Origin of the sequence: Dyadobacter frigoris (assembly GCF_005280585.1) — a bacterium.
GTDB lineage: Bacteria > Bacteroidota > Bacteroidia > Cytophagales > Spirosomataceae > Dyadobacter > Dyadobacter frigoris.
Genome location: NZ_SZVO01000028.1, coordinates 19,024 through 40,701 on the forward strand (window position 1 = coordinate 19,024; position 21,678 = coordinate 40,701).

Below are 21,678 nucleotides of genomic sequence, written 5' to 3' on the forward strand. Positions count from 1 at the left end.
AGGCCCGTAAAATATTGTTTTGGGAAGTTGAAAATCAATCTACCCACCAAAACAAAATTAGTGATGAAAAAGGACCTGAAAATCAAAAAGTATCCTGTTGCGTTTTACACTGGTAACATCTGGCTGGACCAACCGGCCCGCAGAAACCTGGATGGTATCACCACCTGCACCATTATTAGTACAATCCTAAAACAAGGAAAACGCTAAAACCGAAGACCCATGGCAAAATTGGCTATGGGTCTTTCTTTTTCTGTCTTAGGAATTGGATCTGATACCACCTAAAATGAATATTCCATTTTGCTTCGTCCCAAAAAGAAGCGCTCCGTCCCTGTATTTGCCGGTTTCGAACCAAAAACCAGGACTTTTAAAATTAGCTCAGGATTTTGTGCTTACCGTGCAAAACCATACCCCTTCTCGCTGATGATAATTATTAATCAAACACGCAGCGTCCCATGGAAGAAAAAAAGTATACGCTCGAATGGCTTGACCTGATCATCACCTTCACATTGGATCCATCCAAAACCAATGTCGATGCCGTAGGACAAAAAGAAGCCGAAACCATCATTGCTAAGGCTGTATCTGAAATCCACAAAAACAAAACGTTTCTCAAGCAGCAGACATTTACGGTATCCAGTAAACGCAAGATACAGCATCTGATCAAACAGCACCATAGTACACTGGTGATCCTTTTAGACCAGGCCTGTGAAAATGCATTAAAACTAAGGACCTCAAATCCTGTCATGATCAGCACCATTCAAACAGTCATCGGATGTGTCGATGAGCTTTTGACCTTTATTGAAAACCATTTCTGGGAGTATATCAGTCTGGACGAGCGTGTCCCGGCTGCCTACCTTACCCAGATCAAAAAGGAAGTGGCCCATAGGATTGATTCGATCAGGCCAGGTTTGATTCAAAGGGTTGGCCATAAAACCCTGACGGATATTCTGCTGACTGTACTTGGTAACTTTAACAGCGAAAATCAGAACAGGCCCGTTTCACTTCGGGAAGTGTTCTATAAAAAAGAAGTGATCAAAGGCCTTGAAAAAATAAATGATCTCAAAGAAGACAAGGTGCACGATGCGGTAATCGAGCTTTTGGTTTATCTGAACTTCAACAGCCGCTCCTTCATGAATTACTACACCCAGAAGCTCGCTCAAAAGATAAACGCCTATGGCCCCATCCGCGATAAGATGACCCAGCTCCTTCTTTGTTATAAGGAGTTCAATCAGATGCACCGAAAGCCAGGCGTGAAATTGAATCCTAATTATGCTGACGTAAAAAAGGTCATAGGAAACTGGTTTGCACAGGAGATCATGTATCTGGAAAAGAAACACCAGTGGGATGTGAATCCTTTGCAGGATTATAGTCCACCTCACGCTGGGAGCGCGCTTTCCGAACGTTTCAAGGTGCTGTGCTTTCTTTCGGTTGACCAGATCGGGCTTCTTTTCAGGGCGATGGATTCGCTCCGGATCCTGAAAGCCCGCTCGCTGAACCTGGTCTATCAAAGTATTACGCCATACCTGTCCACACCCAGAAAGCAGGATATTTCCTGGGAAAGTATGCGAAACAAATCATACTCGGTCGAGCAGCGGGATAAGGAAATCTTAATAAAAACACTGGAAAGTATCATTGAATGGATCAAAGAATATTAAGCATAAGCTATGGACAAAAAGTTGAATGAATACCTCTCTGTACTGGTGCCATTAAGCGATCAGTTTAAAAATTATCTCGATAAATCAGTCATCCATCAAGATTTCCCCAAGGGAACAACGCTGCTAAAAAGCGGTGAAAAATTCAGCCAGACTTTCTTTGTGCTAAGCGGGCTAATCAAATCCAGGTATTTTGATGAAGATGGAAAACAAGTTGTAACAAGGTTTTGGAAAGAAAATGAGATGGTACTTCCCAAAGGTGGATTCATGGAAAACATGGAATCACTCGAAGACATTGTTCTTTTGGAAGATTGTAAGCTGCTTTCCATCCACAACAAGCAAATTGAATTTGCCTACCACGTATTCAGTGAAACCTACAAGCTCAGCCGCAAAATCCATTTTAAGGACAGCAGAAAACAGTATCAGCGAGCAGCGCTGCTAGTGCTACCGGCTGTTAAAGCCTACCCGGCTTTCTGCCAGCTTTTCCCCTGTAACAGAATCCTTCTTCAGGACATTGCCTATTTTCTAAACATCCGTCCCTATACTTTGAGCAGGATCCGGGCAAAAAGAAAATAGCTTACGGGTTCATTTCTTGCCTTTTGTGCAGTATCCTGGCCTAGCCAGCTGGTAATTTTAAGCATCAATGTCTGGTAAGCTATTAACCAGGTCCCATAAATAACCCGCTTAAAGATATTCCATTGCGCAAGGTGAATCAGGAGAAAGCCGAAGACCTGTAAGATAGTAGGCGTATTAATTCACAGTTTACTAAAAGTACGATTATGAAAACGAAAAGAATCATTTTCCCGGTTTTGGCTGCGATGATAGCCGTGGGTGCTGCTTTTGCAACAAGTGAAACAAAAGAAGAAAAAAGTAAGGCAGTAGCAACCTTCTATGTGTTGAATGAGGATGACTCTTCCTATGAAGTAACTACAACACGAGATCCGGATTGCGATACGGGTTCACAAGTCTGTGAAATAACCACAACTGCAACACCTGATGCAAATAACCGAATTCCAAAATCTCAGGCAACTGCCACAGGTTGGAAAAATTGAAATGTTAGTTTGAAGATTCCCTTTCGGGAATCTTCAAACTTGATTACTCTTTCTCAATTGCTTCTTGAAGGACCCTGATTAAATTATCAGGGTCTCTTTTTGCGAGTGCTTCACTGTTGAATTCCTGAATCTTACCCTCTTTGTCAATCAGCATCAGCGAAGGGAAACTATTAAAATTATAGTGTGCAATCGCCGGATGCTTGTCCCCTTTCCCTTCCGTGAAAAGATTTATGGATTTATCCGAAACATACTTTCCTGTTTTGACACCTTTGAGCCAGAGTGATTTGCCTGTATCGGCAGTAATGGTTACAAAAACGATATTATCGTTATCCTTAAAATGTTCTTCTGCCTTGGAAAGCGTTGTGCTAAAATAACCTGCACATCCTCCACAGCCAGTATACCAAAAATCAACAAAAACCAGTTTCCCTTTAAAATCCTCCAGCTTTACGTATTTGCCAGATGCATCCGGCAAATTAAATGGGAATGGCGATAACCCTTTCCTGCGAATTTCTAGTTTTTTTAGCCTGGCAAGACTTACCGGATCTTTTGTCTTAGCCAAAGTGTTTTTTAGTAATTCATTAAAATTTGAAGGTATTTTTTCTCCCAATGCGTATGCAATCAGTCTTTCCTGCAAAACGCCCTCGTAGTTTTCAGTAAGTGTTTTTATTACCCGTCCAGGATCCAATGAACCGTTTTGTACATAATCATCAAAACAGGCCTTTCGGTAAAAGTAACGGACACTTTCGAAACTCAAAGGGCTGGCATCTGCGCCAAATTGCGCGGCTAGGTTTACATCGTATTGATTTAAAAACTGTTCTTTCCGAATTGGATCCGTTTTCACTTTTTCGTCAAAAAACTTTTTCATCATCGTAAACCGTATTTGAGACCCTCTGTAAATCAGATCGGCGTTGATCGCCTGGTAAAAAACAGGATCCAAGTTATCCTTAAGGGAGTCCAGAGCCTGTTTGCCTGCTGCAATTTGATTCTCATGCGGGTCCTGGTAATTATATTTTTCGTCAAAAGGTCTCAGGCTCCGATCAGACAGATACTTTGCTTGGTTGTAGACCGAATCCACCTTAAACTTGATGTTATTCTTTTCTGCGCCCTTGCCAAAGTAACTGTAATGAAAATCATGCGCTGCCGAGAAGTTTTTCTTACTGGTTCCCTTATACCGCTCCACGTTCACCGCCAACGCATCGCCTGCTTCCCAGAAAGCGTCTGGCACAAAGGGATACAATACCTTTGATCTCCCCGATTCTCCCTCTACGGTATCCACACTGAAATATCTCCAAACCGCAAATCTTCCCCGCAGCCCGGGTGCCGGAATCACAAACCGGGCTTCACCATTTTTACCTACAATCTGCTTGATAAAACCGGAAGGTTCGTTCACTTCAAAATCAAAAACATCCGGCTTGAATGACAAATACAAAGAGTCGCCCGGTCCGCTGTCACTCAGCCGGACGGTAATGGATACAGCTGCCCGCTCAAAAGACTGCGCATTGCAGAAGCCGGCAACCATAAAAACTAAACTTAAAACTGAAATTATCCTTTTCATACTATTATCTGTTTTTTTTAATTATTACCTATCGTTCTGCTGCACGCTGCTAAGCAGTATTTCCTGGTCCGGAAACGGGAACACGTACCGGTTACCATTGGGTGCCAGCTCTAGTTTTACTCCATTGACCAATTTGGTAAGCGTTTTAGCAAACTTTGGATCCTGGTTTAACCTTCTCAGATCTTCCCACCTCAGCTGCCCGGTAAAGGGTAGTTCCTTTCTTCGTTCTTCAAGTATGGCAGCAAGTACCTGATCAGCAGATACCGTTAACTTTTGATACGTCCCCGATTTAAATCGTTTGACAAGAAGTGAGTCCAGAAGTAAAAGCGCTTTGGTAGTCTCTCCGGTCCTGGCCAGTGATTCGGCTAAAACCAGAAGAATTTCGTTGGTTGCGATGCCAGAAAAATTGTAGAAACTACCCGTATATGCACCCGTAAATTTTGCCAGACCGTCTGCATTTGTTTTATAGAATAGTGTCTTTCGAAGGTCGTTGACATGATAAGATTGATAAAAAAGCGAATCGACAAAGCCTACATTATTGACCGGCCATAAGGATGTTAAAGTAATCCCGTAAGCAAAAAATATAATTTCATCGTTGGCCATCTGGTTACTGTATGCTGGAAATACGTATGTGGCTGTCGGTTTCACTTTGTCCTCGTTAAAATCCAACAGTACCGGGTTGTCACCTAAAACCAAGCTTGCAGCCTCAGCCGCGCTTTTATAATCCTGCATCGAAAGATGGACTTTTGAAAGCAGCGCTAATGCAGCTTTACGAGAGGGCCTTGTCGTGTACAGCTGCTGATCTGGCAAGAGCTCGATGGCTGCCTTTAAATCAGATAATATAAATTCGTAAGTTTCTTGAACTGACGAGCGTTTCACCTTTTCGTTCGGATCTGAGCTTACTTTTAACTGCAGGCCCAAATCTGAGCCCGCCGTCGAAGGGTTAAAAGGTTTACAGAAGAGCTGGGATAAATTGTATAATGACATAGCCCGGTGAAAAAGCGCCTGCCCTTTAATATTTGTCAACTGCGCAGTTTGTGGATCGGTGGGTTTGATCCCGCTAATCCCCTCCAAAACTATGTTGCAAAACCCAATCGCAATATAGGGGGCGGCAAAATCGCTACTGGCAGAGCCTTTAAAGATATCCTTGGCCCAGCTGTAAGCATTACGCTCGCGCTCGCTGACTGAACCCAGAATATTATCTGGTAAAAACACGTTGTCGGTACTCATCATACCAAGCATAGGATAGCTCTTATTCAGCGTATTGCTGTTGTCAAGCACTGCTTGAAAATCATCCAGACTTTTCGGGGTGATGTCGGATTTATCACGCTTTGCATTCAGCCAGTCATCCTGCACCTGACAGCTTCCCAGAAACAGTGTACCCAGAAGAATGATCAGATTGATTTTAAAGATTCTTTTTTTACTATTTTTCATTGTAAGACAGGTTAAGGTTAAAAGGAAGCCCGCAAACCTAGGGAAACAGAGGTAGCGGCACGAAGCGTATGCCGCTGTAAAACACTGGCATAATCCGGGTCAAGTCCCTGTTTGTTCGCTTTCCAAATGATTCCGAGATTACTGGCATACAGGTAAAGCTCTGCATGATCAAAAAATGAGTGTTTGTCTTTGCCAGTCAAGCTATAAGCGAGCCGGATGTCCTGCAAACGGATATGGTCCGCTTTATCAACCAAGACCTGTGAATACTGATAAAAAGTATTGCGCTGCGCGTTCGATGGATAAATCATGGATGGCACATGGGTTGACAGCTCATCACCGGGTTCCTGCCAGCGGCTGTCGTAATCCTGATGCGCATATCCGGCAATGATATCTGCATAGTTAACCGATGTCGAGGGCCTTCTGAAATAATAGCCCAGCTTGTATACGATGTTCACAGACAGCGACCAGCGTTGAAAAGAAAAATCATTTCGTAGCGCTCCAAACCAGGTCGGTACCGATGAACCGTGGAACACCAGACTATCGGCTGAAAAATTATTAATGATCCCTGCATAATTCTTGCTGAGCTCACCATTCAAATACCCCTGCGGATCACCGTTAGCAGGATCCAGTCCGCCCCAGCGGTAACTGTAAACCCCGTAAAGCGGTTTTCCAACCACACTCACCCTCCCACTGTTGGTCCCCTGCAGACTGGTAGCAGAAAGCTTGCCGTCAAACCTGGTGATCTTATCGCTTAGGTGACTCACCAGCAGCGTCGTTGACCATTTAAAAACACCAGTCAGATTACTGCTTTTTAGCGTCAAATCAATGCCGTTGGTTTTAGTAGCAGCCGAGTTTCCATAGAAAAAGTTAAAACCTGCACTAGGTGCTAACGGCTGGTTTTGTATCAGGTCCTCCCCTTTTTTGATGTAGTACTCAGCCGTTCCGGTGATCCGGTCTTTGACAATGCCAAAATCAACACCCAGGTTGACTGTTTTGATTGTTTCCCATTTGAGCTCCGGATTTGGGGCGGTGATGTTGTTGACATACAAAGCGCCTGTTAAATCACTGGAAAGATAATTCCCTTTCACATAGACTGATCCCTGGTACACGTTTCCACTGGTTCCGTAGGAGGCCCGAACTTTCAGATAAGGAAGCCAGCCAAGATGGTAGAATTTCTCCGAAGAAATGTCCCAGCCTGCCCCTGCGGACCAAAGGGGTGTAATCCGCTCGTTGGTCTTCGCTCCAAAAATATTGGCCCCGTCCCTTCTTCCGCTAAGTGTAAGGGTATATCTTCTCTCAAAGCTGTACGAGCCGTTAGCGTAGTAGGAAATAAACCTGTTGGTAAAACCTGTTACATTACCATCCGGATAAGGTATCATCGCTGTCCCGGCCGGATTGGTTGGTAGGTACTGGGAAAAATTCAGGTTATTGACAGCGATCCCGAACTCATCCTGGTAGGCGTAGGATAATCTGTTAAAAGCGGTTGTTGTCAGCTGGCGAATCTCGGCTCCGGCAATAGCAGTCACCGTATGCTTTTGGCCAAAAGTCTGATCAAAGTTTAGCTGGGCCCTGAGATTGTTGGTATTATATTCCGCTTGACTAAGTTCCAGAATGCCTCCTTTGGGCAGCGGGTAGGTAAATGCGCCAGCCGCATCCCGCAGGGAAAACTTGTTTATCAGATCCCTTGCGTAATAGGTCTGTTCGCTTCGGTAGTTTCTTACCGTCAAAAGCTGCCTTTCATTTTGATACTGCACATTAGCGCTCAGATGTTTGCTAAACTCATAAGAGACCGCTATTTTTAAAATCAGGTTTGAAGATTTTGTCGTGTAATCCGCCAGTGCTATCTCATCCAGTGGCCGGTATTTCCAGTCCAAAAATCCTAGTCCAGAGGTGCTGTTCACATAAGCTTCTCTATAATCTTTTACGATAGCAAGCGCATTACCATTTCCGTCGGCAAGCTGCGCGTACGGATAAAGGTCCTGGTATTTTCCGCCCGGTTTCATGGAGCCGTACTGATTTTGGTAGTTATTATCTGCCGACTTACTGGTGCTATAATTAAGTCCCGCCGTTAATGTAAGTCCCTTGGCCGGCGTGTAGGTATTGACAGAATTCACTGTGAAACGGTTGTACCCATTGCGTTGTAAAGCAGCGCTGTTCTTATCATAACCTGCTGACAAATGATAGGTCGAATGCGCGGTTCCTCCCTGTAATCCAAGGGAGTACTGCTGGTTCACCGCTTTTTGATATACATATTTTTCAAAGTCACTGCGCACATCCCGGGTTCTTAAACCGTCAAGTTGACTCTTTAACTGCTGGGCAGAAATCAATCCTTTCTTTGCATCGGACATCAATTGTACGGCTGGCGAGATGACCGGTCTGTTCGAAGTGTTGCCCAGATCAGCGTCAAAATAACCTTTTGAGAATAGAAACTGCTCTACATCCAGGTAACCCGGAGCACTAAGAAAACTTCTGTCATAGTGAATATCGGGTTTAGCCGTCACGGTAATGTTGCTATTGAGCTCAACTTTCAAAGGTTGATTGGTTTTCCCTTTTTTGGTGACAATGACGATAACCCCGTTTCCCGCTCTGGCTCCCCAGATCGAGGCAGCTGCTGCATCTTTTAAAATCGTGATTGATTCAACATCGTTCGGGTTGATGTTATCCAGGTTTCCTTCAAAAGGAAAGTTGTCAAGCACAATCAGCGGATCGCGGCTTACCTGAAGTCCATCGGCCAGGGTACTTTCGCCTCTTATCCGGATGCCCAGATTTCTTCCCAGCGGATTTGCGGATTTTGCGTTGGAAGTGCTGCCTGTGAAAAGAAGCCCGCTGGAAACCCCGTTCAAACGGTCGAGAATATTAGTCGACACACTCCGGTTGATCAGCTCCTGGTCAATCTGGACAAAAGAGCCAGTCGCCCTTTCTTTGGGAATACTTTGGTATCCTGTCACAGATACCTCGTTAATCACCGCTGCATCCTGCTGCATCAGAAAGACCAGCTCTTTTTTAAGAGGCAACGTAATGGTTGAGTCAGCCGAACGGTAGCCTATAAATGATACGATCAAATTGAGTTTATCACTGCTGACAGCTAAACTAAAAAATCCATTTGCATCCGTAGTAGTACCCTGCTGGGTTCCGCGGACCCGGACGCTGGCACCCGTTAGCGGGCCGGTATTATCCGCAGCCAACACCTGCCCTTGGATTCGGAAAGACTGTGCTTTAACGGGTTGGTTAGCCAGTAAAAAAGCGATTAAATAAAACAGAAAGGGCAATAGCTTCCCTGAGGAGCAATAAAATATTTTCATTGCAACAGTATTTATGGAGTGAAAAAAAATAGGCATACCAGTTCTGTTCCCTGGAAAAGGTAGCACTGAAATCAACGGGATATGAAATCCCTACTCCGGATTTCGGATAATCAACTGAAAGATATAATTAGCGTACCGATGCATAGCTTAAAAATTAAAACACAACATGGATTCAACAAGATATTTCGGGCGCACGCTCCCAGATTCCTTTTAGAAAAGGAAAACAAAAACCAGCAGGGATAGCACCAGCTATTCCGGTGGACAAATGACAAGTGAAAGAATCGTGATCATAACGCATTTACCAGTTTTGCTTCTTAAAAGAAGCATGAAACAATAGCATCGTGGTGAGTTTCATCATTGTTGCGGCAGCTAATGAACGCCTTAAAAGGCGTGGAACTCACCTATTTCATTAGAGGTACTGGTATACCCTGGAACTAATAAGCAAACCCACGCCTAGGTCGTGAGCTATTCTACTTATTGTCTCGTTCCAAAAATTACCAGTTTTCTAATGTGAGACTCTAAGCGAATGCTTCAATTTCTTTGTGAAGTTTCGCAGTAAAATTTCAATTAAGTGTTAAAGCTTCTTTGAAATTTTAGTAAATATAAAAAAAATTTTTAATTCGTTACGGTAAACCGTAACATTTTATTTTTCGAGAAATCCTTCCTTGCTTACATGGAAGGTGACAGCAAAAGGATTATTCAGCTTAAATGTGCATTAACGCTGAATAAGTTTTTAGAGGAGAATAAATTACTCTCTTCATCAAACAAAAAACGAAACAGTGTAGATTTAATGCTAGTTGACAATTTATCTAAATTATCGAGTTTAACTGGCCTTCGGTCTGCAACAATTTCCAGTATATTCAATGCGGACTCGATTCCCTCTATAACAACGATAATAGTAATTCTTGCAAAGTTGAGAAGAACTTTAGTGGATTTTGGATCAACCTATGATTCGATTGAAGATCAGGAGATTGAAATTTTTCAAACCGAGCTTAATAAGAAGAAGGAATATGAAAAGAATAGAAAAACAATTTAAAATCCTTTGCTAACAAACTTAGATCAATAATTAATGGTTTTAACGTTGATATTTTTCCATCTACACTAAAGCAAAATGTTTAATATATAAAATCAACTTTGGAATATAGTCTTTAGTGGGATGAAGCCTTCATAACGTTGAAGTTAAAGATTAAAATAAATATTTACTTTTTTTAAGCAAACATTCTAACTATAGGATAACTTCCATCTCCAAATTTATACTCTGAGCGATCGGTTTTTAGCTTTCATATAGATTTTTTCTCCAATAGTAATTGTTGATGCTAAAAAGGCTGAAACAATCGTAAGAAATTGCCGGATTTATTAGATCTAAACGTCTAATAAAATTTGGTACAACTAATGGATTATATCAGTTTTTATTAAACATGGTATCATTAAATTTAATTATAGCGAGTATTCCTCTGTTTTAGACTGAAAATTCCGTCATGGATTGTATATAAGAGCCTTCCTTCTCTCGACTCCATTAAATTTACCAATGTAGCCTTCGAAACTTATTTTGTCTTTACATAAAGCAACCCTTTATCATACAAGCGTCTATCTAACTCATTCCGCTATGAAATTGAAAAGTCTTTTTATGGCGATATTTACAATGTAGGGCTTGAGGTCAATTTATTTATGCTATTTATGGATAAGTTCGTCACAATATTGAAAAACCAAATTTTTATTTAACAAAGATACACGATTTAAAGAATGTCAAACCAGATTAGTCATGGCATGTAAAAGCCTAACTTTTAAATTTCGAAAAGAGGGTATAAATGGGTAGGTGGGTAGCAATCTTATCCAGTCCCATTTAATTTAAATCGGATAGTTGTTGCGAAATCCGAGTTTATATAAAAAGTGCTACTTGAGAATAGAAATTCTGAATAAGTCGGCTAAACTCTTATCGTTTTTTTTGGATTCGCTTCAAAAGTAGAATATCTGAGCTTACAGAAATTGAATAAAGCCATCGACGTTCACCATCAATTGGACGATAAGGTTTGTAGTGTATTCCTGCACCAACACTTAAACTCATGAAGGAATATAAATACCTAACAAAAAGAGAACTTTTTACACTATTAAATCCCTCTTCCTTGTTTATCAGAGTCCCAATTTCCACCTTAAGATCCTTGATATCAAAATCACGAACAATAACCCGCGCTTCTACAAGATATTTTTTTAGATTATTTCCGTTTAATGGTAATCCATAAGAAACCCCAAACCAATAGAAAGAAGCTAGACTAAAATTAACGCCGTATGATAGAACCGAAGTAGTTCTCTCTATCGCTCGGCTTTTCCAAGGAAAATACAGAAATGCATATCTAAAGGATAAGATCCTATACTTATAGAAGTTTACATCCCTGAAAATTGGAGCACTTGCATAAATATTATTCTTTATTTGAGCCTTCAAAATATATTTCCCCGGAGGAGCCATTCTGAGAGTAGTAAGTTTTTTATCGAAATATTGAGTTGCTATGCTGTCGAGAAAATTTTCAAAAAAAAGGGTTTGCGTTGGCAAATCCTTTGTTTTAATCGATTCCCGATAAACAAGGATACTATCACGGTTCAAAAATTCCAAACTAGAAGTGAAGTCGGATCCTACTTCGGCTTGTTGCCTAAACAAATTTGTAGCGTAAGAAAATGTCGGTAAATTTACCAGGCTATTCTTCACAAAAAAGGTATTCTGAGCTAAAATTGCTGAAGATTTAAATGAGTAAAAATTCTTGCGCTTTAAATTGAGCAAAGTATCTTTCCAAAAAAGTTTTGGTACTTGATAGACACAAAAAGTGATTAATTCTGTCCTAGATGTATCGATTCCATCAGATACATTAAAGCTGAAACGGTATTTTCCCGGTGCAAGGCCAATAAAGCTTTGGCTTTTCTCGAAACGATTGATTGGTGCTAAATTGGTTTTTCTTTCCTCGTCAGATTGGAACCAGTTATATGTCATCTGATCGTCAGGTGAATCATTATCATATACAATAGGTTTAAATGTTATTTTTTGATTTTCAGTGATATAGTATATACTATCAATACTGGTAGTTGGGTATGCTGATATCTCAAAATCTGGCGGGTTATTTGCTTGGGGAAAAAGTTGTCGTAAAGTATTTGCAATTACCTGTCGATGATTATCCTTTTCCGGATCAATGAAAAGTGAAAGGCTTTTGTTATATGATACTGTCTGAGTACAATTACTATCACAATAAACATTAAATAATGAAAATTGTATTTCAATGAAACGCTCAATCTTGTTTATCTTTATTTTAAGAATGTAATTTGCTTTGTCTAATTCCGATAAAATAACCCTTTCCAGTCTCCTTGTTTCAGCAGACATATAATTTCCTCTCGTGGTAGCCAATCTTTCCAAAATTTCTGCTTGAATCGCTCTTCGAGCATCGATAGTCAGATTTAAGCTTATGATGGGATCTTGGAAGATCTTTTTCGTGCTTTTGGGATATGTAAGAGTTCTAAGTATGTCTTCGATGTTAGGAATCAAAAACGTATTTGTCGTATCATAAAGATATACGAGCTTTTGTGGTGGCACTTTTTGGGCAAATGCCGAATTCGCCAAGGTAAAAATTAATAAGAGCGTTTTTAATCTTCCAAACATCTTTTTAGTTGGCTCTGATATAAGTTGATGTTGTTTTCAAATATTTTTAGAGCTTCTTCTTGTGCTGATTTTTCGAGGTCCACTCTAAACTTAAAATTATCTAGGTAATTTAATGTCTCATTTAAATGAAAACAGTCTTCGTCATTCACATAAACAATTACTTCACAGCCATTCTTAATCGTAAAATACCCGTCACCTTGGATTATATTCGTCTTATCATATCCAATTTTGACTCGTCGATCAGCATTCACACTTTTATACTTTAAATGAGGCATTGATTTTAGTTTCTCGGTAACAATCTTAGAGAATGGAAGGATGGAGAAAGTGGTTGCAGGAGGGGGGGGGGGGGCTTTTATAACAAAGGTGTCTTTTTGAGATAAAGTTTTACCTATTTGGCTATCAGGAACTTCCCTTTTTTCCTTGAATTGGTAAAAGGCATAGGCAACTAGCAACGCAAAAAGAACAATTGATATCAGTATAATTCTAAGTCTGAACATGTGTCTCCTTTCACGTATCCTTAACTCCATTAGAATTACATTTTCCAACTTCGTACCTTTCAATCTATCGGTGCTAATAGACATCTCTTGCCTTAGGGTTTCAATAAGCTTAGCTCTTTTATGTTCTGGAGCTGACTCAACTTCTTTACGTTTGCTTTTAATTATATTTCTTGCCACGAGGAAAGCGATGAGAAGCATCAATGCTAAGAGCGCCAATGGGGTTTTCACGAGAGTGATGGCCTCCCAAATCGAGGAATAATGGTTAATGGGATTCTGCATATAAGAAGAGAGTTTTCAATTTTGTATCTACAAATTATAATGATAACCTAGGAATACACATAAATTTAAGAAGAGATTTAAACTTGTATCTTTTTTTTTAAAAAACTCTTATTAAACGGTATTCTATCTATTCACAAATGCGAATGATTTTCACCTGTCATAGGTCGGTAAGTTCCTCCAAAACTTCCAAGCGTCATCTTGGATAGTTAGGTCAAAAAAAGGTCAAAAAAAGTTTAACTTTTTTGCAACCCCTCCCCCAGGTTTACTTTGCAACATAGAATTTATTCACTTGAAGCGAAACCGTTTTCGACTTCCGGCGAACAATCAGGCAAAGAAATTAAACCAAAACGACCATGTACATCGATAGTCCCTGGACCACCTACGCCGCTGTGCTCAGCCCAATAACAATTGGCTACTATATTTTTATTGGTTACAAATTCTACCGGCAGGATCTACGCTCCGCTTTTTCCGGAAAACAGAACCGGCCTGTCAAAAAGATACAAAGACCTGCACCGAGCATTTCGGTGATAGAGGAGCCACAGCAGCCCGAAGAGGTGGCACAGGAAACTACCGAACCCTCCCTGCCCGATGAAGAAACCTTCCAAAAAGTGATGGGACTGACCGCGCATCTGAAAGATGCGATTGAGGAGGCCCATCAGAAACAATACAGTAAAAACGATCTGGTGCTGCTGCTCCAGATGCTTCTAAAAGACTATTCTTATTTAAAGGATACGCCCTTCCGCGTTTCGATCAATAACCATATCGAAGCGGAATGCGCAAAATACGGCTCCATGCTCCTAAGTGAGGATGAAACAGAGGAGTTATGGATTATGGTTGCCATGGAGCCTGACCGAAACCGCCCTTTGCTAGCCGGAAAGTAAAGGAAGCGGACGGTCCTTTGAAAAGCATGTTCCACTTTTAAATGATGCGAGATGAGACTTAGGAGATTGACATTTAAAAAATGGTCAAAACAAAAGTGTGCGGCTTTGTTTTCAGCGCTGCTGGTAGGAGCCGCTGCAAAGGCCCAGGATGGAAGCGCCGGAATCGAGCAGGCCAATGAGCTGGTCCGGGAATATTTTGAGCCGGGAACCGAGCTTATGTACGGAATCGGTGGGGTTTTGGCCCTGGTAGGCGCCATTAAGGTATTTCAAAAGTGGAATGCCGGCGATAATGATACGGGAAAAGTAGCCGCGGCATGGTTTGGCAGCTGCATTTTCCTGGTGGTGGTAGCGACAGTTCTTGAATCGTTCTTTGATCTGTAGGGGTTCGCAGTCTCAGCGTATAGGCCGGAACGTTTAAAACCTTCCGGCCAGCGTTGAACACTCATCATCAGGTCAGTGACTTTCAAAACTTAAAGCAAAACCACCATGTCAAACAGCATTTATGAAATTAATAAGGGCATTAACCGCCCGATAGAATTCAAAGGTTTAAAGGCCCAGTACATCTGGTATCTGGGCGGCGGAATGGTGTTGGTATTTCTGTTTTATGTGATCCTGTATACAGCCAAGGTCAATACGTTTTTGACCCTTTCATTAACAGGAATCCTGGGAGCAGTTCTATTTACCACCGTTTACCATCTGAGCAGCACGTACGGAGAGCATGGCCTGACCAAGGCGCTTGCCAGGGGAAGAATCCCAAAAATCATCAAAGCAAAAAACAGGCTGCCCTTTGTAAAAAAGGCGCCTTCTGATCTGTCCCACTTGAAAGCCTAAAAGTCTATGGAAAAGTTTTTAGATGAGCTGCTTCCGATCCTAACGGTCGAGCACGACTGTATCCTCTCCAAGCAGGGCGATATCACCGTAGCTTTCAGAGTTGATCTTCCTGAGATCTTTACGCTTTCAGACCAGGAGTATGAAGCCCTTCACCAGATCTGGGTAAAGGCGATTAAGATTCTTCCGGCTCATACCGTCTTTCACAAGCAGGACTGGTTTATTGATAGAAAATACGAGCCCGATTTCAGCGGAGAAGACAGCAGCTTTCTGACCCGCAGCAGTGAGCGGTATTTTAACGAGCGGCCTTTTTTAGAGCACAGCTGTTATGTGCTACTGACCAAAAAGCCTGCGGGCAGAAAGCTTTCCAGCTCGCTTCTTTCCAATCTGATCCGGCAAAGCATTGTGCCCGAGCAGAGCATCAGCCGGCATCTACTGGATGATTTTTTAGATAGCGCCAGTCAGTTTAAAAGGATTCTGACAGACAGCGGATTTGTGAAAATCCGTCAGCTGACAAGCACCGAGCTTGAAAGCCATGCAGAGAAAGTCGGCCTGATTGAAAGCTACTGCTTTCTTTCAGAAGACAACGGTGAGCCGCTGCTACGGGATATGGAGTTTTCGGATGGGATTAAAATCGGGGATCAGTACTGTCAGCTTTTTACGCTGGGTGATGCCGCGGATCTGCCACCGCTTGCCAGTCCTCGGATCACTTATGATAAGTACTCCACCGACCGTACCAAGTTCAGCATCGGCTTTGCCTGCGGACTGGGGCAGCTTCTGCCCTGCTCGCACATTTACAACCAGTATATTTTCCTGGAAGACGAAGGTAAAACGATGCGGCGGCTGGAAAGCAAAAGGCTCAGACTGCAATCGCTGGCGAATTATTCGCGAGAAAACTCGATTGCCCTTGATTCGACCAACGCTTTTTTAAATGAAGCTGTCGCCCAGCAGCGGCAGCCGGTCAAAGCGCACTTTAATGTGCTGGCCTGGACCGATCAAAAAAGCCAGCTGAAAGAACTCAAAAGCCAGATCACCTCTTCGCTGGCCCAGATGGATGCGGTGGCTAAGATCGAAACGGCAGGAGCAGCCCAGATCTTTTGGGCCGGGATTCCAGGGAATGCCGCAGACTTTCCCATGAACGATAGCTTTGATACGTTTCTCGAACAAGCATGTTGTTTTCTGAATTTGGAAACCAGCTACCGGTCTTCGGTTAGCCCGGTGGGCATGCGGCTGGCGGACAGACTCACAGGAAAACCCGTGCATGTCGATATCAGTGATGAGCCCATCTCAATGGGTATCTGCACCAACCGTAACAAGTTTATTTTGGGCCCTTCTGGTAGTGGCAAGTCATTTTTCACCAACCACATGGTCAGAAGTTACTATGAAAGGGGCGCGCATATTGTACTGGTCGATGTGGGTCACTCCTACAAAGGGCTCTGTGATTTGGTGAGAGGTTATTATTTCAGCTACTCGGAGACCACACCGATCTGTTTTAATCCGTTTTACATCGGAGCGGCTGACAGCCTTGACACCGAAAAAAAGGAAAGTATCAAAGCGATGCTTCTGGCGCTTTGGAAAAAAGACAGCGAGGAGTTTAAGCGCTCAGAGTATGTGGCGCTTTCCAACGCGCTGACGATGTACTATCAGATGCTGGGCCAAAATCCCTCAGTACTGGCCGGCTTTAATAGTTTCTATGATTTTCTGACCGATGATTTCAGAGGGGTTTTACAGGCCGATCAGGTCAAAGACAAGGATTTTGATTTTGCCAACTTCCTTTATGTACTGCGGCCGTATTACAAAGGAGGCGAATATGATTATCTTCTAAACGCCACTGAAAACCTGGATCTTTTGCAGGAGCGCTTCATTGTCTTCGAATTAGACGAGATAAAGGATCATCCCATTCTTTTTCCGGTCGTCACGATTGTGATTATGGAGGTTTTCATCTCCAAGATGCGAAAGCTCAAAGGAATCCGTAAAGTGATATTACTCGAAGAAGCCTGGAAAGCAATCGCGCGGGAAGGTATGGCCCAGTATATAAAATATCTTTTCAAGACGGTCCGTAAGTTTTTTGGCGAAGCGATTGTGGTCACCCAGGAGGTGGAAGATATCATTAGCTCCGAGATTGTCAAGCAGGCGATTATCAACAACAGTGACTGCAAGATCCTGCTTGATCAAAGCAAATACCAAAACAAGTTTGATTCAATCCAGCAGCTTTTAGGCCTGACAGAAAAAGAGAAGGCTTTGATCCTTTCGGTCAACAAAGCAAACGATCCGCTCAGACGGTACAAAGAAGTTTTTATCAGCCTTGGCGGGATGCTTTCCAAGGTCTACCGCGTCGAGGTGAGCCCTTCTGAGTACTGGGCTTACACGACCGAGCAGACCGAGAAAATGAAGGTAAACGCGTATGCAACCCGGTTTGGCAGCATTGAAAAAGGAATCTCAGCGCTTCTTTCCGAAAAAAACTAAGCCCCGTATAGCTATGAGCGTAACATTTAGAAAATGGACAATGATCCTTGTGTTTTTTGCAGCGATGCTGACGCCGGTGCCCGAAACGCAGGCTGCGATCCCCTGGGCACAGATTATCAAAGAAGCCATTAAAAAGGTGGTCAAAGCGGTCGATCTTCTGGTTCAAAGAAGGCAGAACCGGGTGATCAAACTGCAAAATGCGCAGAAGACCCTTGAAAATGTGATGTCCAAACTCAAACTTGAAGAGATTGCAGACTGGGTCAAAAAGCAGCGGGATCTATATAAAGAGTACTATGATGAGCTAAAAAAGGTAAAAGCAGTGATCTCGTATTATTTTAAAATCAAGCAGCTTGCAGAAAAGAACCTTCAGGTGGTGGAAGCCTACCAGAGGATGTGGACGCTGCTGCAAAAGGATCCGGGCTTCACAGCCGATGAGCGTAAGTACATGAAAAAGGTCTACGATTCGATCCTGGATGAAACGGCTAAAAATGTCGAACTGCTTTCAAGCGTGGTCAAATCCTTCACTTTGCAGATGACAGATGCCGAAAGGCTGGCGCTGATCGATAAGGCCGCAACGCGGGTCGATTCAAATTACAGTGACCTTTTGAGTTTTAACCGAGAAAATAAAATGCTTAGTCTTTCCAGGGCCAAAACCCAGCAGGATATCGATGCAGTCAAAGCGCTCTACGGACTCCCTTAATCAACTTTTGACCTATGAAAAAGCGATTACCGCTCATGCTTCTTATACTTTTTATAAAACCTGCAATCGGGCAGAATCTGAATGAATGGCTGCGCCAGAAAAAAACGCAGAAAAAGTATTTGCAAACTCAGATCGCTGAGCTTAAAATCTATCTGGAGCTCACCAAAAAAGGTTATAAGATCGCCAAAGAAGGCCTCGCTACGATTCACAGCATTAAAAACAAGGAATTTAAACTGCACAAGAATTTCTTTGATACGCTGCTGATCGTAAATCCGGTGATTGCTGGCAACCCACGCTTGAAGGACATCACAGACCTGCACGGGCAGATCAATGAAATTTGTAACAAAGGCCCTACCCTTCTTGCCATAAGCGGACAGCTGACAGCCCAGGAGCTTTCTTATGTCAGCAAAGTATACGGCAAAGTTTACGATGACTGTCAGGGAATACTTAATGCGCTTCTGACGCTGATCCGGGACGGAAACCTAAAAATGAATGATGCCCAGCGGCTTGAAAGACTCGAAGTGCTATACAGCCAAATGCTATCAAACTACCGTTTTGTAAGCTCGTTTCAAAGTCAGTCGGTGATGCTTACAAGGCAGCGGTCCAGTGAAAAAGATCAAATCCAAACCGGCCGTGCGCTTCACGGCCTAAACTAGAATTCATGAAAAAGCTACTATTAGCCCTGCTGTTTTTTACACTGGCGCAACCAGTGAAACTTCACGCGCAGACTGCCGAGGTCACGCAGCTCATTTTAAATATTGAAAAGCTTAATCAGCTCCGTAAGATCCTGCAAGAACTGAAAGAAGGTTACGATATCCTTTTCAAAGGCTACACGCTGATCCGGGATCTTTCAAAAAGCAACTTTAATCTGCACCAGGCTTTTCTGGATGGTCTTCTTGAAGTGAGTCCGGGGGTAAAAAACTATCAAAGAATCAAGGATATCATTGCGCTCCAGCTCGCGCTTTTAAAAGAATACCAGGCTGCGCAGCGGCACTTCTCCGCCTCGGGTTTTCTAAACCCCGATGAGATGGATTACCTGGAATCTGTTTACGGGCGGCTGATTAAAAGAAGTGTTAAAAACCTGGATGCACTCACAGACGTATTGACCGCTAAAAAATTGCGCATGTCCGATGACGAGCGGCTCAAAGCGGTCGATAGCATCTACGAAGATATGACAGAATCACTGGTTTTTCTGCGCCAGTTCAACGCTTCGACTAGCGTTCTGGCGCTGCAAAGAAAAAAGGAGTATCAGGATATCAAAATGAGTCAAACCCTTCACGGGCAATCAAACTAAAACGCTTATGAGCCCATCTAAAAAATTACTATTTACATGGCTGCTGTGTCTATTCTGCCCAATTGCCAGCCACGCGCAAGGGCTGGCCGGGCAGATCAGCGGACTGCAAAGTGTGCTGGGTGACCTTTACGATCAAATGATGCCGCTCTGTGAAAAACTGATCAGTGTCGGCCGGGGCATCGCAGGTTTTGCAGCCCTTTGGTATATTGCCTCCCGGGTATGGCGGCATCTTGCCGCGGCTGAACCCATTGACATCTATCCGTTGCTGCGTCCTTTCGCCCTGGGTTTTGCGATCCTTATTTTCCCCAAGGTCATTGCGATGATCAACGGAATCCTCTCGCCAACCGTGGCGGCCACCGCTTCGATGGTGCAGGGTTCCAACCAGGCAATCGCTGTACTTTTAAAACAGAAAGAGCAGGCCGTCAAAGAGTCTGAGAGCTGGCAGATGTTTGTCGGGCAGACCGGAGGCGGTGACAAAGACAAATGGCTTAAATACACCTACGGGGAAAACTACTCGGAAGGGCTTTTGGAAGGGCTGGGCAACGATGTAAAGTTTTACATGGCCAAAGAATCTTTTAATTTTCGTAATGCAATCAAAGCCTGGATCAGCCAGATCCTTCAACTCATTTTTGAGTCCGCTGCGCTTTGCATCAACACGATGCGCACCTTTCATCTGATCGTGCTGGCCATTATCGGGCCGCTTGCCTTTGGGATATCGGTTTTTGATGGCTTTCAGCACACACTGTCTGGCTGGATTGCCCGATACATTAATATCTATTTATGGCTTCCGGTGGCCAATATCTTCGGCGCGATCATCTCGGTGATCCAGCAGAAAATGATTGAGCTTGATATCTCGCAAATCAAAACCCAGGGTGATACCGTTTTCGGCGCGCATGATAGCGCGTACCTAATTTTTCTGATCATTGGCATTGTGGGCTACTTTTCTGTGCCATCGGTAGCAGGTTACATCATCCACGCAGGAGGTGGTAACGCGCTCACCCACAAAGTATCCAGCCTTTTTGCATCTACTGTGACGGCAGCATTTAGCACGGCGGCGGCTGCCGGCCGGGGTTTTGGCAGCCTTGCTAAAAGCGCGGTACCCGACAGAAAACGAAAATCCTAAAATCAAATAAGACAGTCTATGTTTAAAATCGCTAAAAATATCGATACCGCTTTCCGGCAGATCCGCAGCTTTTCACTCATTGTAAGTCTTGGCTGTATCGCGCTTTGCTGCTTTACTTTTTACCGCTCGGCGGTCATGGTTGAAAACGCGCAAAGCAGGGTTTATATCCTGGAAAGCGGAAAGATCCTTGAAGCTTTCTCATCGCAAAGAAAGGACAATGTGCCTGTTGAAGCACGCGACCATGTCAGCAGTTTTCACTGGTATTTCTTTTCGCTTGAACCCGATGACAAGCTTATTCAAAACAATCTGGTGAAAGCCCTTTATCTGGCAGACGGTTCGGCGAAAAAACAGTATGATAATCTGCGGGAAGCAGGTTTTTACAACAGTATTATTTCCTCCAATATCAGCCAGAGCATCAGCCGCGACAGCATTCAGATCGATACGCACGCCTACCCCTATTACTTTAAATACTACGGGGTGCAGACCATTACCCGCGCGACCAGTGTCGTCTTGCGAAGACTGATCACCGAAGGGTACCTGAGAAACACACTGCGTAGCGATAACAACCCCCACGGTTTTCTGATCGAGCAGTGGAGGACCCTTGAAAATAAAGATATCTCCATTCGTAACCGTTAGCGTCATGTTCTACGATTTTAACAGACATAAAAGGCCGGCAGCGTCTGAAAACAAGACCCTTGAAATCCGGTCGTTTCGCGCAAGGCTGCAAAACCTATTGGCTCGGATCCCGGAAAAAATAAAGATGCCGGTATTGATTCTTCTGATCAGTCTGACAGGTCTTGGTTTTCTAAGGCTCATTATAGACGGCATCACAACAGAACAGCTGCCAGAATTCTCAAAAAGTGACAGCTGGCAGTATTACTGGAAAAGCCCCCAGCCTTTTGAGAAGTATCTGAATAGTCTGGAGTATGTGCATATCCAGGATAGTCTTTCTAATTCTTCACCAAAACGATAACAACC

Annotated in this window: 20 protein-coding genes; 15 read left to right on the forward strand and 5 right to left on the reverse strand. The window is 43.2% G+C overall.

Going from position 1 to position 21,678, the window contains the following annotated elements; genetic code table 11:
• Nucleotides 1-63: 63 nt before the first annotated feature.
• The 4 genes from FDK13_RS35660 (at nt 64) to FDK13_RS33370 (ending at nt 2,701) form a co-directional block, all read left to right on the forward strand.
• The gene (locus tag FDK13_RS35660; protein ID WP_170982989.1) at nt 64-207 is read left to right on the forward strand and encodes a hypothetical protein; all 144 of its coding nucleotides are present in this window, start codon (nt 64-66) and stop codon (nt 205-207) included.
• A gap of 245 nt (nt 208-452) precedes the next feature.
• Nucleotides 453-1,652 carry a hypothetical protein gene (locus tag FDK13_RS33360; RefSeq protein ID WP_137344355.1) on the forward strand — a complete coding sequence of 400 codons (1,200 nt, stop codon included), beginning with the start codon at nt 453-455 and terminating at the stop codon, nt 1,650-1,652.
• A 9-nt stretch (nt 1,653-1,661) separates the two neighbouring features.
• Nucleotides 1,662-2,225, forward strand: a complete 564-nt coding sequence (locus FDK13_RS33365; protein WP_137344356.1) for a Crp/Fnr family transcriptional regulator — start codon at nt 1,662-1,664, stop codon at nt 2,223-2,225.
• A 203-nt stretch (nt 2,226-2,428) separates the two neighbouring features.
• Nucleotides 2,429-2,701 carry a DUF6520 family protein gene (locus FDK13_RS33370; RefSeq protein ID WP_137344357.1) on the forward strand — a complete coding sequence of 91 codons (273 nt, stop codon included), beginning with the start codon at nt 2,429-2,431 and terminating at the stop codon, nt 2,699-2,701.
• Nucleotides 2,702-2,744: 43 nt separating this feature from the next.
• Here FDK13_RS33370 and FDK13_RS35665 read toward each other — a convergent pair whose 3' ends face one another.
• Genes FDK13_RS35665 through FDK13_RS33385 form a run of 3 tightly spaced genes read right to left on the reverse strand, consistent with a single transcriptional unit; the run spans nt 2,745 to nt 8,992 of the window.
• The gene (locus FDK13_RS35665) at nt 2,745-4,256 is read right to left on the reverse strand and encodes a TlpA family protein disulfide reductase (protein ID WP_170982990.1); all 1,512 of its coding nucleotides are present in this window, start codon (nt 4,254-4,256) and stop codon (nt 2,745-2,747) included.
• Between the two features lie 24 nt (nt 4,257-4,280).
• Nucleotides 4,281-5,690 (reverse strand): RagB/SusD family nutrient uptake outer membrane protein, encoded by a 1,410-nt coding sequence (locus FDK13_RS33380; RefSeq protein ID WP_137344358.1) that lies wholly within the window; start codon nt 5,688-5,690, stop codon nt 4,281-4,283.
• 17 nt (nt 5,691-5,707) lie between these two features.
• Nucleotides 5,708-8,992, reverse strand: a complete 3,285-nt coding sequence (locus FDK13_RS33385) for a SusC/RagA family TonB-linked outer membrane protein (protein WP_170982991.1) — start codon at nt 8,990-8,992, stop codon at nt 5,708-5,710.
• Nucleotides 8,993-9,665: 673 nt separating this feature from the next.
• Between FDK13_RS33385 and FDK13_RS33390 the strand changes: the two genes are divergently transcribed.
• The gene (locus FDK13_RS33390; protein ID WP_137344360.1) at nt 9,666-10,028 is read left to right on the forward strand and encodes a hypothetical protein; all 363 of its coding nucleotides are present in this window, start codon (nt 9,666-9,668) and stop codon (nt 10,026-10,028) included.
• Nucleotides 10,029-10,925: 897 nt separating this feature from the next.
• Here FDK13_RS33390 and FDK13_RS33395 read toward each other — a convergent pair.
• Nucleotides 10,926-12,632 (reverse strand): hypothetical protein, encoded by a 1,707-nt coding sequence (locus FDK13_RS33395; protein WP_137344361.1) that lies wholly within the window; start codon nt 12,630-12,632, stop codon nt 10,926-10,928.
• Entirely contained in the window at nt 12,617-13,408 is a 792-nt protein-coding gene (locus tag FDK13_RS33400) for a hypothetical protein (protein ID WP_137344362.1), read from the reverse strand. The genes FDK13_RS33395 and FDK13_RS33400 overlap by 16 nt, the downstream gene beginning before the upstream one ends.
• A gap of 389 nt (nt 13,409-13,797) precedes the next feature.
• Between FDK13_RS33400 and FDK13_RS33405 the strand changes: the two genes are divergently transcribed.
• From FDK13_RS33405 to FDK13_RS33450, 10 genes are all read left to right on the forward strand, one after another.
• On the forward strand, nt 13,798-14,289 hold the full coding sequence (locus tag FDK13_RS33405) for a hypothetical protein (protein WP_137344363.1): 492 nt from the start codon (nt 13,798-13,800) through the stop codon (nt 14,287-14,289).
• A gap of 51 nt (nt 14,290-14,340) precedes the next feature.
• Nucleotides 14,341-14,670 carry a DUF4134 domain-containing protein gene (locus tag FDK13_RS33410; RefSeq protein ID WP_137344364.1) on the forward strand — a complete coding sequence of 110 codons (330 nt, stop codon included), beginning with the start codon at nt 14,341-14,343 and terminating at the stop codon, nt 14,668-14,670.
• A 105-nt stretch (nt 14,671-14,775) separates the two neighbouring features.
• Entirely contained in the window at nt 14,776-15,120 is a 345-nt protein-coding gene (locus tag FDK13_RS33415; protein WP_137344365.1) for a DUF4133 domain-containing protein, read from the forward strand.
• Between the two features lie 6 nt (nt 15,121-15,126).
• Nucleotides 15,127-17,583 carry a TraG family conjugative transposon ATPase gene (locus FDK13_RS33420; RefSeq protein ID WP_137344366.1) on the forward strand — a complete coding sequence of 819 codons (2,457 nt, stop codon included), beginning with the start codon at nt 15,127-15,129 and terminating at the stop codon, nt 17,581-17,583.
• A 13-nt stretch (nt 17,584-17,596) separates the two neighbouring features.
• Nucleotides 17,597-18,283, forward strand: a complete 687-nt coding sequence (locus FDK13_RS33425; protein WP_229216330.1) for a conjugal transfer protein TraI — start codon at nt 17,597-17,599, stop codon at nt 18,281-18,283.
• 14 nt (nt 18,284-18,297) lie between these two features.
• A complete protein-coding gene (locus FDK13_RS33430; RefSeq protein WP_137344367.1) occupies nt 18,298-18,939 on the forward strand; it encodes a hypothetical protein in 642 nt (213 codons plus the stop codon).
• A gap of 5 nt (nt 18,940-18,944) precedes the next feature.
• Nucleotides 18,945-19,577, forward strand: coding sequence for a TerB family tellurite resistance protein (locus FDK13_RS33435; protein ID WP_137344368.1), 633 nt, complete (start codon nt 18,945-18,947; stop codon nt 19,575-19,577).
• A 7-nt stretch (nt 19,578-19,584) separates the two neighbouring features.
• Entirely contained in the window at nt 19,585-20,700 is a 1,116-nt protein-coding gene (traJ, locus tag FDK13_RS33440) for a conjugative transposon protein TraJ (RefSeq protein WP_137344369.1), read from the forward strand.
• Nucleotides 20,701-20,718: 18 nt separating this feature from the next.
• A complete protein-coding gene (gene traK, locus FDK13_RS33445) occupies nt 20,719-21,336 on the forward strand; it encodes a conjugative transposon protein TraK (protein ID WP_137344370.1) in 618 nt (205 codons plus the stop codon).
• Nucleotides 21,337-21,340: 4 nt separating this feature from the next.
• Entirely contained in the window at nt 21,341-21,673 is a 333-nt protein-coding gene (locus tag FDK13_RS33450) for a hypothetical protein (protein WP_137344371.1), read from the forward strand.
• The last annotated feature ends 5 nt before the right edge of the window (nt 21,674-21,678 follow it).